Source organism: Pectobacterium brasiliense, assembly GCF_016950255.1.
GTDB classification, from domain to species: domain Bacteria; phylum Pseudomonadota; class Gammaproteobacteria; order Enterobacterales; family Enterobacteriaceae; genus Pectobacterium; species Pectobacterium brasiliense.
The window spans coordinates 520,482-534,169 of the sequence record NZ_JACGFN010000002.1 but is presented as its reverse complement, the minus strand read 5'-3'; the positions used below and the strand labels follow the sequence as shown (position 1 = coordinate 534,169).

General features: G+C 56.5%; 10 protein-coding genes. 6 read left to right on the top strand and 4 right to left on the bottom strand.

Annotated features, from left to right (window positions below):
* Positions 1-197: 197 nt before the first annotated feature.
* Both sfsA and thpR read right to left on the bottom strand, forming a co-directional pair.
* Positions 198-902, bottom strand: a complete 705-nt coding sequence (gene sfsA / locus H4F65_RS16945) for a DNA/RNA nuclease SfsA (RefSeq protein WP_010280757.1) — start codon at positions 900-902, stop codon at positions 198-200.
* Between the two features lie 37 nt (positions 903-939).
* Entirely contained in the window at positions 940-1,470 is a 531-nt protein-coding gene (thpR, locus tag H4F65_RS16940) for an RNA 2',3'-cyclic phosphodiesterase (protein ID WP_010280756.1), read from the bottom strand.
* A gap of 92 nt (positions 1,471-1,562) precedes the next feature.
* Here thpR and hrpB point away from each other — a divergent pair, with 92 nt between their 5' ends.
* The 5 genes from hrpB (at position 1,563) to fhuB (ending at position 10,699) form a co-directional block, all read left to right on the top strand.
* Positions 1,563-4,025, top strand: a complete 2,463-nt coding sequence (gene hrpB / locus H4F65_RS16935; protein ID WP_010280754.1) for an ATP-dependent helicase HrpB — start codon at positions 1,563-1,565, stop codon at positions 4,023-4,025.
* A 102-nt stretch (positions 4,026-4,127) separates the two neighbouring features.
* Positions 4,128-6,605 (top strand): bifunctional glycosyl transferase/transpeptidase, encoded by a 2,478-nt coding sequence (gene mrcB / locus H4F65_RS16930; RefSeq protein WP_010280751.1) that lies wholly within the window; start codon positions 4,128-4,130, stop codon positions 6,603-6,605.
* 342 nt (positions 6,606-6,947) lie between these two features.
* The gene (gene fhuC / locus H4F65_RS16925) at positions 6,948-7,745 is read left to right on the top strand and encodes a Fe3+-hydroxamate ABC transporter ATP-binding protein FhuC (RefSeq protein WP_010280747.1); all 798 of its coding nucleotides are present in this window, start codon (positions 6,948-6,950) and stop codon (positions 7,743-7,745) included.
* 16 nt (positions 7,746-7,761) lie between these two features.
* Positions 7,762-8,688 carry a Fe(3+)-hydroxamate ABC transporter substrate-binding protein FhuD gene (gene fhuD / locus H4F65_RS16920; RefSeq protein WP_010280744.1) on the top strand — a complete coding sequence of 309 codons (927 nt, stop codon included), beginning with the start codon at positions 7,762-7,764 and terminating at the stop codon, positions 8,686-8,688.
* Positions 8,681-10,699, top strand: a complete 2,019-nt coding sequence (gene fhuB, locus H4F65_RS16915) for a Fe(3+)-hydroxamate ABC transporter permease FhuB (RefSeq protein ID WP_010280741.1) — start codon at positions 8,681-8,683, stop codon at positions 10,697-10,699. The genes fhuD and fhuB overlap by 8 nt, the downstream gene beginning before the upstream one ends.
* Before the next feature lie 42 nt (positions 10,700-10,741).
* Here the strand turns inward: fhuB and H4F65_RS16910 are convergent, their stop codons facing one another.
* Positions 10,742-11,332 (bottom strand): LysE family translocator, encoded by a 591-nt coding sequence (locus tag H4F65_RS16910; protein ID WP_010280738.1) that lies wholly within the window; start codon positions 11,330-11,332, stop codon positions 10,742-10,744.
* A gap of 135 nt (positions 11,333-11,467) precedes the next feature.
* Between H4F65_RS16910 and H4F65_RS16905 the strand changes: the two genes are divergently transcribed.
* A complete protein-coding gene (locus H4F65_RS16905; RefSeq protein WP_010280737.1) occupies positions 11,468-12,934 on the top strand; it encodes an aminotransferase-like domain-containing protein in 1,467 nt (488 codons plus the stop codon).
* Between the two features lie 7 nt (positions 12,935-12,941).
* Here the strand turns inward: H4F65_RS16905 and H4F65_RS16900 are convergent, their stop codons facing one another.
* Positions 12,942-13,565, bottom strand: a complete 624-nt coding sequence (locus H4F65_RS16900; RefSeq protein ID WP_010280735.1) for a glutathione S-transferase family protein — start codon at positions 13,563-13,565, stop codon at positions 12,942-12,944.
* Positions 13,566-13,688 lie beyond the last annotated feature (123 nt).

The following is a 13,688-nucleotide window of genomic DNA, read 5'->3' as shown; positions in this document are numbered from 1 at the left end:
AACTTCAGCTATCTGGGTATATCGGCCCCCAAAGGGGGGAAAAAACAGGCCGCTATAAATAGCAGATGAAGATGGGGTTGGCAATGCTTCCTGACACCGGCCTGATAAAGTGTGAGGAACAACCTGCTTACATTAAATAATAAACAATATGTTACGCCTTTAGTGGTACGTTCGGCGTGTTATGCAGTGCTTGTACGTCATCCCAACAACGGTAGTTTATGCGTCAATGTAATACCGTCAGGGCATAATGTGGAGCCGTAACATAAAATTTCAACCCCTGCCCGTTGTGCTTCTGTAAATAATTCCGCATAGCGTGAATCAATATGCCTGGCGGGAGAAACCTGCTGTATGCCTGAATGGAGCACGGCGAAAAAAAGGACGGCGCGTTTTCCATTGGAAACCATCTGTTGCAGTTCACGCAGATGCTTTTGTCCTCTGAGTGTAACCGCATCGGGAAAGTAACCACATTCATGTTGCAATAATGTGACGGATTTCACCTCAATATAGCAGTCAATCCTGTCCGGCGCCTGTAAAAGCAGGTCGACTCGGCTATTTTCCGTACCGTATTTTACTTCCGTTTTTACGTCCGGGTAGCCTGCCAGCTCTTCTATGCGATTCTCCAATAAGGCTTCGTACAATAATGTGTTGGCACGCAGAGTATTGACACAAATCCAGTGATTTTGCTGCGTTTCAGTCAGTTCCCAGCTCTGGGCATACTTGCGTTTAGGGTTATCCGATGTGGAGTACCAGACAGTATCGCCGGGCGTTGCACAGCCCGTCATCGCACCGGTATTGGCACAGTGCAGCGTAAGCGTCTCGCCTTCCGGGGTCACGACATCGGCCAAAAAGCGTTTGTAACGTTTAATCAACCGGGCAGGTTGTAAACGTGGGGTATAGTTCATGCGTATCCTGTTTTGTTCGTTTTATCCGCCAGCTCACTTATTTAATAAATGGCCAGCTTTCCAACTGCTGATAGCGGGTTTTGCCATTGTCGAAAAGTGACTCGTAAAGCGAAAAGTGCGTCATGTCGACCTGCCAGCTAAAGGTAGCGGGGGGAATCGCAACGGGGCGAGTCGCGCCGCGCAATAGCGTAATGTGCGGGTGAAACGGCAATGCCGTTTGATAACAGCCGTTGCGCGCCGCCTGAGAGCGCAGCAGTTCCGCCAACTGTAACAGCCCGCGCGGTGCACGGCGGCAGCCCAGCCAGACCACGCCGGGGCGTGGCCAGTGTCCAGCGTCATTCAGCGTAAGGGAAAAGGCGGGCTGACGAATGCGGCTCGCCAATGTCTGCAAGACCTGCGCTTTTTGCTCGCTGACATCGCCTAGAAACGCGAGCGTCAGATGAAGATTGGCCGCCGCAACCGGACGACCGGCTTCCAGAGGGAAGTGCTCGGCACGCCAGCGGAGAATCTCTTGCTGTGTGGTTTCCGGCAGTGATAAGGCAAAAAACAGGCGGCGTGTGGCTGACATGGCGATCTCTCTGTTCTGATTCCATCAGATGCTACATTCATCCAGATGCTACAATGCTCGCCGCTGAAAGTTAACTTTATACGGAGATGTCTGTGATTTTACCGCCCGTCAGCGCTGTGCTGGATGATGTGATAACGGCGCTACATACCGCGCCTCAGGTGCTGCTTAATGCGCCAACAGGGGCGGGGAAATCGACCTGGCTGCCGTTGCAATTGCTGCAACAGGGCAATGTGAACGGGCGAATCATCATGCTGGAACCGCGTCGTCTGGCGGCGAAGAGCGTGGCCTGGCGGCTGGCGCAGCAGCTCGGTGAGGAACCGGGGCAGACGATAGGTTATCGCATGCGGTCGGAAAGCCGCGTGAGTGATGCAACGAAGCTGGAAGTCGTCACCGAAGGGATGCTGACTCGTTTGCTGCAACAGGATGCGGAACTGCAAGGCGTGGCGCTAGTCATCCTTGATGAATTTCACGAGCGCAGCGTGCAGGCTGATTTGGCATTGGCGCTGCTGCTTGATGTGCAGCAAGGGCTGCGTGACGATTTAAAACTGCTGATTATGTCCGCGACGCTCGACAATGCGCGGCTGGCGGCGCTGTTGCCGGAAGCCGTCTGCGTGGTTTCCGAAGGTCGTAGCTATCCGGTTGAGCGGTGTTATGCGCCGCTGAATAATCAGGAGCGTTTGGAAGAGGGTGTTGCGCGGCAGGTGCGGCGTTTGCTCAGTGAAGAAGACGGTTCGCTGCTGCTGTTTTTGCCCGGTGTCGCGGAGATTCGCCGCGTGCAGGTGCTGCTGGAAAATAGCGTATCGAGCGAGACGGATCTCTGCCCTTTATATGGTGCTTTGACGCTGGCGGAGCAGCAAAAGGCGATTCTGCCCGCGGAGCCGGGTCGTCGTAAGGTGGTGTTAGCCACCAATATTGCTGAAACCAGCCTGACAATTGAAGGGATCCGGCTGGTAATGGATAGTGGTCTTGAGCGTGTCGCCAGCTTTGATGTGAAAAGCGGCGTCACTCGACTGGTGACGCAGCGAATCAGTCAGGCATCGATGGTGCAGCGCGCCGGACGTGCTGGACGTTTGAGCCCCGGTATTTGCTGGCATCTGTGCTCGCGTGAACAGGCAGAACGCGCGGCGGCGCAAAGCGAAGCCGAGATACTGAACAGTGATTTAAGCAGCGTCTGGCTGGATTTATTACAGTGGGGCTGTACCGATGTGGCGCAGTTAATCTGGCTGGATACGCCACCCTCTCCTGCGCTTTATGCTGCACGCCAACTGCTGCGTCAGCTTGGTATTACCGATGAACAGGATCGGTTGACCGCCGAGGGGCGGAAGATCGCCGCGTTAGGCTGCGATGCCCGACTGGCGACGATGCTGTATGCCGCGTCACAGCAAAGTTCAGATGCGTTGGCGACCGCCGGATGTCTGGCGGCGATCCTCGAAGAACCGCCGCGTAGCGGATCGATTAATCTGGCTGACTGGCTGCATCGCCCATTGCCACACTGGCTACGGCGGGCAAAACAGCTGACGCGCCGCTTATCGACGGCCTCGGGGCGCATTGACGGCGGGGAAGCCGACTGGCTGCTGGCACAGGCTTTTCCCGACCGCATCGCCCGGCGGCGCAGTCAGGATGGTCGCTACCAGCTTGCTAACGGCAGCGGCGCGATGATGTCGGCTGATGAGGCGTTATCAGGCACCGAATGGTTGCTGGCTCCAGCACTGCTGCAAAACGGCCGATCAGCACAAAACAATCAGAACGCAGAGGCACGGATCCTGCTGGCGTTGCCGCTGGATATTGAGCGGCTGGAACGGCGACTACCCGGACTAATAAATGAACATAACGTGGTGCACTGGGACGAAGAAAAGGGTACTCTGCGCGCCAGCCAGCGTGACCAGATAGGTTGCCTGACCCTGCGAACACGCCCGTTGAATAAGCCTTCCGATGAAGCACTGCAGCAGGCGCTGTTATCCTGGATTCGGGAGCAGGGGATTGATGCATTAAACTGGGACGCCACGGCGTTGCAGTTACGTGCCCGGCTACAGTGCGCTCACCAGTGGTTGCCAGAGCTTGACTGGCCGCGAGTGGATGATGACGCGCTGCTGGCGACGCTGGACATCTGGCTACAGCCGTCACTTGTCGGCGTGCGTGATTTACGGGCGTTGCACCAGATCAATTTGAGCGATGCGCTGTTGCGGCTGCTGGACTGGTCGCTGCGCCAGCGGTTGGATAGCGCGCTGCCTACGCACTACACGGCACCCGGCGGCAGTCGCTTGCCTATCGCCTATTATGACGATAAGCCTCCGGTACTGTCGGTGCGGATGCAGGAGATGTTCGGTGAGCAGCAGAGCCCGCTGCTGGCAGAGGGGCGCGTGGCGCTGGTATTGGAACTTTTATCACCCGCACAGCGTCCACTACAAATTACGCGGGATTTAGCGGCATTCTGGCAAGGCACGTACCGCGAGGTGCAAAAAGAGATGAAGGGACGTTACCCCAAGCATGTCTGGCCGGACGATCCGGCGAATACGGCTCCGACGAGACGTACCAAGAAATATCAGAACCACTAATTTCAGACGTTTCCGCTTTCCCAAACAAGGGGCTGGAAACAGAGTAGGCGGCTTGAGCGCAGAGCAGATAGCCGTGAACAACCTGACGGAGAAGTGATTGTAATGTCTCGGGATGACCGCGAACCTATCGGACGCAAAGGGAGAGCGCCAAAACGTAAACCTGAACGCAAACAGGCCATACGACGTCGCAGGGATGACGACTATGATGATGAAGATTATGACGATTATCAGGACGACTATGACGATGATGATAACGACGGCGATGACACCATGACGCGTAAATCGCAGAGAAGACGGCGCTGGCTGGGGCTGGCGATCAAGCTGTTCCTGATCTTTGCCGTGGCGATGGCGATCTATGGTGTGTACCTCGACAGCCAGATCCGTAGCCGTATTGAAGGCAAAGTCTGGCAGTTGCCGGCCGCTGTCTATGGTCGTATGGTCAACCTTGAGCCGGGCATGGCCTACAGCCAGAAAGAGATGATCAGTCTGCTGGAAGGCATGCAATACCGTCAGGTGAGCCGCATTACCCGTCCGGGTGAATTCAGCGTGCGTGGCAACAGCATCGATATGCTGCGCCGTCCGTTTGATTTCCCCGATGGAAAAGAAGGTCAGATTCAGGCACGTCTGACGTTTGCCAACGATCGCCTGTCGCAGATCCAGAATCTGGACAACCAGCGTAACTTCGGCTTTTTCCGCCTCGATCCGAAATTGATCACCATGATGCAATCGCCTAATGGCGAACAGCGTTTGTTTGTGCCGCGTGCCGGTTTCCCCGATCTGCTGGTTGATACGCTGGTCGCGACCGAAGACCGCCACTTTTATGAACACGATGGCATCAGTCTGTACTCTATTGGTCGTGCGTTCTTAGCGAACATCACGGCGGGGCGCGCGGTTCAGGGCGGCAGTACGCTAACGCAGCAGCTGGTTAAGAACCTGTTCCTGACTAACGAACGTTCGCTGTGGCGTAAAGCTAACGAAGCCTATATGGCGATGATCATGGATTATCGCTACAGCAAGGATCGTATCCTTGAGCTGTATCTGAACGAAGTGTATCTCGGTCAGAGCGGTAACGATCAGATCCGCGGCTTCCCGCTTGCCAGCCTGTATTACTTTGGCCGTCCGGTGAATGAACTGAGCCTCGATCAGCAGGCGCTGCTGGTGGGGATGGTGAAAGGGGCGTCGCTGTATAACCCGTGGCGTAATCCACAGATTACATTGGAACGACGCAATCTGGTGCTGCGTCTGTTGCAGAATCAGCAGGTTATTGATGCCGATCTGTACAACATGCTGAGTGCGCGTCCGCTGGGCGTACAGCCGAAAGGCGGTGTCATCAGTCCGCAGCCAGCGTTTATGCAACTGGTGCGTCAGGAACTGCAACAGCGGCTTGGCGACAAGGTTAACGATCTCTCCGGCGTGAAGATCTTTACCACGCTCGATCCGGTCTCGCAGGATGCGGCGGAAAAAGCGGTGGAAGTCGGCGTTCCGGCACTGCGTGCAGGGCGTAACGTCAGCGATCTGGAAGCGGCGATGGTGATTGTCGATCGCTTCAGCGGCGAAGTCCGTGCGATGGTTGGTGGTTCTCAAACGCAGTACGCCGGGTTTAACCGTGCGTTACAGGCGCGTCGTCCCGTCGGGTCGCTGGCGAAGCCGCCGACCTACCTGACCGCGCTGAGCCAGCCGGACACCTATCGTCTGAATACCTGGCTGGCGGATGAACCGCTGTCGATCAAACAGTCTAACGGGCAACTGTGGCAGCCGAAGAACTACGATCGTGAGTTCCGCGGTCGCGTCATGCTGGTCGATGCGCTGGCTAACTCGCTGAACGTGCCGACCGTCAATCTGGGTATGGCCGTGGGGCTGAATCAGATTACGGAAACGTTGAAGCGTTTAGGGATCCCGGAAAACGTGATTCAGCCTGTACCGGCGATGCTGCTGGGTGCGATCAGCCTGACACCGATGGAAGTGGCGCAGGAATACCAGACGATCGCCAGCGGTGGCAACCGCGCACCGCTTTCCTCGCTGCGTTCAGTGATTGCGGAAGACGGTACGGTGTTGTATCAGAGCTTCCCGCAGGCGGAACGCGCGGTGCCAGCGCAGGCGGCTTATCTGACGCTATACGGCATGCAACAGGTTGTCGAACGTGGTACGTCGCGTTCGCTGGCGGTGAAATTCCCGAATTATCATCTGGCGGCGAAAACCGGTACTACCAATGATTTACGTGACAGCTGGTTTGCGGGGATCGACGGTAAAGAAGTGGCGATTAGCTGGGTTGGGCGCGATAACAACGGTCCGGCCAAGTTGACCGGGGCGAACGGTGCGCTGACGATTTATCGTCGCTATCTGGAAAACCAAACGCCGCTGCCGTTAATGCTGACGCCGCCGGAAGGCATTACGACCATGACGGTAGATGCCAGCGGTAACTTTATCTGCAACGGCAGCAGCGCCGGACGCGTACTGCCGGTCTGGACGGATAATCCGCAGGCGTTGTGTCAGGCGAGCCAGCCACAGCCTTCAACGCAGCAGGACCAGCAAAACGGAGAAGGTGTCGCCGATTGGATCAAACAAATGTTTGGTCAATAAATTCTTCTCACTGCCCCGGTTAATCTATTGTCTCTTATAGACAAAGACAGGGGCATCACGTGTTTTGTCGTTATCCGGCGTAAAAAATTATGCTGAGGAGATAGCAGGCTTAAGATGAGCCGCATGGACGCGGCGAAAGCTTGCACCACATCCTGCCTGATACCGCTTTTCTGTTCACGCCACTCTGGCGCTGCCCGGTAAAAGTCTTGCGATTGGTATTCTGTTGCGCCTATCATGCTGCCTTTATCGTAATCATTATCGTTCTCTTTTAGACTGACGATTACGGGAATAGTGAATTCTGCTCACCTCTTTCCTTCGGTGACATGACAAACCAAAAGCGCTATGCAAAATCAAACTGTACTGCCTGATACCACTTTCAGACTGGACGACGTCAGCTTTTCCGTCGCCGGACGCACGCTGCTACACCCTCTATCTATCACGTTCCCCGTCGGGAAAGTCTGTGGTCTGATTGGACACAACGGCTCGGGTAAATCGACGTTGTTGAAAATTCTGGGACGCCATCAGCCTGCTAGCGGTGGTACTGCACTGTTGGGCGAACAGGCTATCGGAAGCTGGGACAGCAAATTGTTCGCCCGTCAGGTGGCCTATTTACCGCAGCAGCTTCCCGCTGCCGAAGGGATGACCGTGCGTGAGCTGGTTGCCGTAGGGCGTTACCCTTGGCATGGCGCATTAGGCCGTTTCGGTAGCGCCGATCGGGAAAAGGTCGAAGAAGCCATCACGCTGGTGGGGCTGAAACCATTCGCTAATCGTCTGGTAGATAGCCTGTCCGGCGGTGAACGGCAGCGAGCCTGGCTGGCGATGACGGTGGCGCAGGATAGCCGCTGCCTGCTGTTGGATGAACCGACCTCCGCGTTGGACATTGCGCATCAGGTTGAGGTTCTGGCGCTGATTCAGCGCATGAGTCGCGAGCGCGGCATCACCGTCATTGCGGTGTTGCATGATATCAACATGGCTGCGCGCTACTGCGATCATCTGGTGGCGTTACGCGGCGGCAAAATGATTGCGCAGGGTGAGCCTGTCGCGCTGATGCAAGGGGACGTGCTGGAAAATATCTACGGCATTCCCATGGGCATTCTGCCTCATCCGGCGGGTGGCGCGCCGGTCAGCTTCGTTTGTTAACTCGGTTTTCCTGCTCATGATGCCTGAATTTTTTTCTTCTCCATCCTCTCCCGATCCGCTACGCCGTCGTTTGCTGACGGCGCTGCTGTTGTCACCGCTGGTTTATTCGGCGGCGAGCAGGGGAGCGACTGCCACATTTCCCGATTTAAACCGCATTGTGGCGCTGGAGTGGTTGCCTGTTGAACTGCTTCTGGCGTTGGGCATCACGCCCTTCGCGATTGCAGATAAGCATAACTACAACCTGTGGGTGAAAGAGCCCGCGCTGCCTGAATCGGTAATTGATGTGGGGCTGCGTACCGAGCCTAATCTGGAATTGCTGACGCAGATTCGCCCCTCGCTGATCCTTTACTCTGAAGGTTACGGCCCTTCAGTCGCAAAAATGTCTCGTATTTCTCCGCTGCTGGGCTTTGGCTTCAGCAACGAACAGGGAAAACCGCTGACGTCGGCACAGACCTCGGTCATGAAACTGGCCGATGCGCTCAATATGAAAGCGGCTGGCGAGCAGCATCTGACGGAGCTGGCGCAGTTTCTCCAGCAGGAAAAAATCACACTCCAGCCTTACAACCAGCGGCCGCTGTTGCTCATTACGCTGGTCGACAGCCGCCATGTGCTGGTGATTGGCAAGAACAGCCTTTTTCAGGAAGTGATGGATCATGTCGGGATAGAAAATGCCTGGCGTGGTGAAACCAGCTTTTGGGGCAGTACCATTGTGGGCATTGAGAGTCTGGCAGACGTTGGCGATGCCAACGTACTCTGCTTCGAGCATGGCGATAGCGCCATCAGCGCACAGCTTGATAACAACCCGCTCTGGCAGGCCATGCCGTTTGTGCGTAACCAGCGTTTGCAACGTGTGCCTGCCGTTTGGTTATACGGCGGAACGCTCTCGGCGATGCGCTTCTGCCGCGTATTGAATCAGGCGCTGGAGGCGAGAAAGCATGCCTAATTCTCTGTCTGTCGCGCATAAGCGTGCCGTTCATCCATTGGTACTTCCCATTGTTTTGATTGGTTTTCTGCTGATCGTGATTCTGGGGATGGGTAGCTACAATTTGCAGCAGCAATTGCCTGTGTCGCAGTGGTTTGAGGCACTGACGCAGCCTGCTTTAAACAACATGCAGCAGCTTCTATTCCATTACAGCCTGTTACCGCGCATGGTGCTGGCGCTGCTGATTGGCGCGGGGCTGGGGCTGTGCGGCGTGCTGTTCCAGCAGGTCTTGCGTAATCCGCTGGCTGAGCCATCAACGCTGGGGATCGCCACGGGCGCACAGCTCGGGATCACAGTGGTCACACTGTGGGCGCTGCCGGGTGGCGCATGGCTCCAGCAGGTCGCGGCCATGGCTGGGGCGCTGGTGGTTGGTGCGTTGGTCTTTGGCGTCGCCTGGGGCAAGCGTTTATCGCCCGTGACGCTGATACTGGCGGGGCTGGTGCTGAGTTTCTACTGTAGCGCAGTCAATCAACTGCTGGTGCTCTTTCATCATGAGCAGTTGCAGGGTCTGTTCCTGTGGAGCAGCGGCGTGCTGAACCAGCAGGACTGGAGCAATGTGCAGTTTGTTCTCCCGCGTCTCGCGGCGTGTTTCTGTCTATCGCTGTTGTTAATTCGTCCGCTAACGCTACTGGGACTGGATGACGGCGTCGCGCGTAACTTGGGGCTTGGGCTGTCGCTGGCACGTCTGAGCGCGCTTGGGCTGGGGATTTTCCTGTGTGCCCAATTAGTGAGTGCGGCAGGCATTATCGGTTTTATCGGCCTGTTTGCGCCGCTACTGGCGAAAATGCTGGGCGCTCGACGGTTACTTCACCGTCTCTTATTAGCGCCGCTGCTGGGGGCGCTGCTGCTTGGCGTTACCGATCAGGGCGTTATCTGGCTGAGCCGCGTGTGGCTTGACGTTCCAACGGGTGCCGCGACCGCGCTGATTGGTGCGCCGCTGCTACTGTGGCTGTTGCCGCGCCTGCGTAATAGCGGTCAACCTGCGATGGTCGACAGCAGCAGTACGCCGACGGCTGAACGTCGCCTGTGGGGAAAGTGGCTGGTACTTGGCGTCATGCTGCTGGGAATGGTGGTGATTACGGCGCTGATGTTAGGGAAAGATGCCGACGGCTGGCAGTGGGGCGGCGGTGATGTGTTAACGCAGTTGCTCTCATGGCGCTGGCCTCGGGTGCTGGCGGCGTTAACCGCTGGAGTGATGCTGGCGGTGGCGGGAACGCTAATACAGAAGCTGACGGGCAACCCGATGGGGAGCCCGGAAGTGCTGGGGATTAGCTCTGGCGCATCGTTTGGCGTCATTATTTTGCTGTTCTTCATTCCCGGCAATGCGTTCGTGTGGCTACTTCCGGCCGGTAGTGCGGGTGCGGCGCTGACGCTGTTGGTTATGGTGATGATCGCTGGACGCGGTGGTTTCTCCACGCAGCGTATGCTGCTGGCGGGGATCGCACTGAGCATGGCGTTCACCACCGTCATTGCGCTGCTGCTGGCCAGTGGCGATCCGCGTATGGGAACCGTGTTGACCTGGCTGTCGGGCTCAACCTATGCGGTTGAACCGACTGACGCGATACGCACGGCGGTGATTGCCGTTCTGCTGCTGTTGATCGTCCCGTTGTGTCAGCGCTGGCTGCGTATTCTGCCGCTTGGCACTACCACAACCAGAGCACTTGGCGTGGCCGTTACGCCGGTTCGTCTGCTGGTTTTGCTGTTGGCATCGGTACTGACCGCGATGGCAACGCTGATGGTCGGGCCGATGAGCTTTGTGGGTTTAATGGCGCCCCATATGGCGCGGATGCTGGGCTTTAGCCGCGTGTTACCGCAAATTGCCTGCTCTGCATTGATTGGCGGTGCGCTGATGGTAATGGCAGACTGGTTTGGCCGGATGATCCTCTTTCCGGCGCAGATCCCGGCGGGGCTGCTCGCGACGTTTATCGGTGCGCCTTACTTTGTTTATCTATTGCGTAAACAGGTGAAATAATGCGGGCCTCGGCGGGGAGGGAAGCCCGCCGAGGCCGTGTGATTAGCCCGAAACGTTAATAGCTTCGACCAGCATCCAGAACGTGGTGAGCACCAGAGAAAGCGCCATGATGCCGTTGAAGGCTTTCAGTTTCCACGGTTCCTGAAGATGTTTACCGATGCGATCGCCGAGTAGTGCCCAGACTAAAATACAGGGTAGATTGAGCGCCATAAAGGCGAGCATCGTGGTGAAAATACCGTTGCTGGCGGTATACAGCAGCGCGATGTTGCTGGACATCAGCCAGGCTTTCGGGTTCACCGCCTGAAATAGCGTCCCTTGCAGTACGGTCATCGGCTGTACTCGCCCTTGTAATTCTGGTGCCGATGAGCGCACGATTTTCCACGATAGCCACAGTAGATAGACGCATCCCAGCACGGTAAGGGGGAGGCGGATCGCGCTCAGCCAGTTCAGCAAAAGCTCCAATGCCACCCCCATCAGCGCCGTTTGTAGCGCGCAGCCAATTAAAATACCCATCAGCATCGGCAACGTACGACGCAGACCAAAATTGACGCCTGATGTCGCCAGCAGCAGATTATTAGGCCCCGGCGTGATGGACATGACGGTGACGTAGCTGAAAAAAGAAGGGTCGAGCATGGTGTTATCCTGATGATGGGGAAGAACACTATGGTAGGCAGAAAAAAGAAATGGTTACAGATACACAAAATGATTATTGTTATGGGTACAAAATGCATTAACTGTTAACTGTACTCATCGGCTGACGGGGGAACTGTGTCCATTATCGACTCACAAGAAAGTACGCTCTATCAACAGCTCGCGGAAACCTTCGCCACGGCGATTCATCAAGGAACGTTAGCGCCGGGAAGCCGTTTGCCTTCTATTCGCCGCGTTGCCGGTTCGCATCAGGTGAGTGTGAATACGGTGTTGAATGCCTGGCGTATTCTCGAAGATCGCGGGTTGATCGAAGCACGACCGCAGTCCGGCTATTTTGTGCGAGGACGTCTGCCGTCGCTGACGGAGAGCAAGCCCCACCGTGCGCAGGTGATTGTGCCGGGCAGCGAGCAACTGGATCTGATTGATACCGTTTTTGCTGCTCAGACGCACCCGGATTACATCAACATTTCTCTGGCGTGCCCGCAGCATGCCGATTTCTATCCGACCGAAAAGATCAGCCGTATTGCCGCTTCCTTGCTACGGCGACAGCCCGACCTGATTGGTCGCTATGCGCTACCGCCGGGCAGTGAACGGCTGCGGCGCGAAGTGGCGCGGCGAGCGATGGATTTGGGTATGACATTGACCCGCGAGGACATCACTATCACCCACGGCTGTATGGAAGCGCTACAGCTGGCGCTACGCACGGTCACACAGCAGGGCGACTGTGTGGGGCTGGAAACGCCAACCTATTTTTATCTTTTTCCTCTGCTTGCCAGTCTGGGATTGAAAACGGTGGAAATTCCCACCGATCCGCAACGTGGTCTTGCGCTGGATGCACTGGAACTGCTGCTGTCAGAACAGCGATTACAGGCGATTATCGCCATGCCGAATGCCCAGAATCCGTTGGGATGCAGCATGACGCTGGCGGATAAAAAGCGGCTGGCAAAGTTGGTGAACGACTATCAGGTTCCGCTGATCGAGGATGGGTTATACAGCGAACTTCAGTTTACCTGGCCGCTGTCGCCGACGGTGAAAGCCTTCGACCGCGACGGCTGGGTGATTTACTGCTCCAGCTTCACGAAAACGCTGGCACCGGATTTTCGTATCGGCTGGATGGCATCGGGCCGTTTCCGTGCCAAAGTGGCGCGGCTGAAAGCGGTCTCGTCAATGGCGGAATCGGCGCTGCTGTCGGAAACGCTGGCGCAGTTTCTGGAGTCCGGCGGTTACGATCACCATCTGCGCACACTGCGTCGCCGCTATGCCGCGCAGATGGATGAGGCGCGTGGGTTGATTGCCCGACATTTCCCACAGGGGACGCGGGCGACGCAGCCGCAGGGCGGTTTTGTTTTCTGGCTGGAATTACCGGGCGGCGTGGATGGGGTTGAGTTATTTCATCGCCTGCTGCAAGAGCGGATTTGCGTCACGCCCGGCGAACTTTACACGCTGAGCGGTCGCTGTAAACATGCGCTTCGGCTATCGTGCTGCTACCCGTTTGATGAACGCTACACCTATGCACTTAAGCGCGCGGGGGCGCTGGCCTGTGAGATGAGCGGTATCGAGCCGGGTAGTGTAGCGTCGTTTTAGAGTAGCCTTATGGCGTGCCGTTGCGTCCCCAGGTCAGGTAGCCCGCGCGTTCGCTTAAGCGCTCATAGTAGGCGCGGACGGCGGGATAGTCGGTGTGTTCTAGCGGCGTTTCATACCAGCGGTTTACCGATAGCCCGATGGGAATATCAGCCAGCGTGAACGTTTTTCCTGCGACGTAGTGGCCGGTTCGCTCTAATTGCTGATTCAAAATGCCCATGGTGCGGGACCAAAGATTGCAGGATGCGGCCAAGAGCGCCGGATCCTGATGTGCGGGAGACTGGCGCACCAGCGACATAAAAGCGTAACGCCATGAGGGATTAAGCTCGTTGGCCTGCCAGTCGATCCATTGATCGACCGAAGCACGATTACGCGGATCCTGTGGGTAGAGCCAGGCACCGTCCTTCGCGTTGGCGAGGTAACGTATAATCGCGTTCGATTCCCACATGACGAAATCGTCGTCCTGAATCACCGGTATCATGGCATTAGGATTGAGCGCCAAAAATTCCGGTGACTGCGGTGACTGATAACCTTCACCCCAGTCTTCGCGGTCAAAGGGAATCGCCAACTCATCACACAGCCACAGCACTTTCCGAACATTGATCGACGACGTGCGTCCTAGAACCTTTAACATGATCTCTCCGCTATTTTCAGGAACATAGACTTACTCATAACCAATTTGAGAGGGCTTGTCATTCTCAAACGAGAATCCTGACGAAAAAAGTGGGGGCGGAGCAGAGGCGGGTGTTGAGCAGTA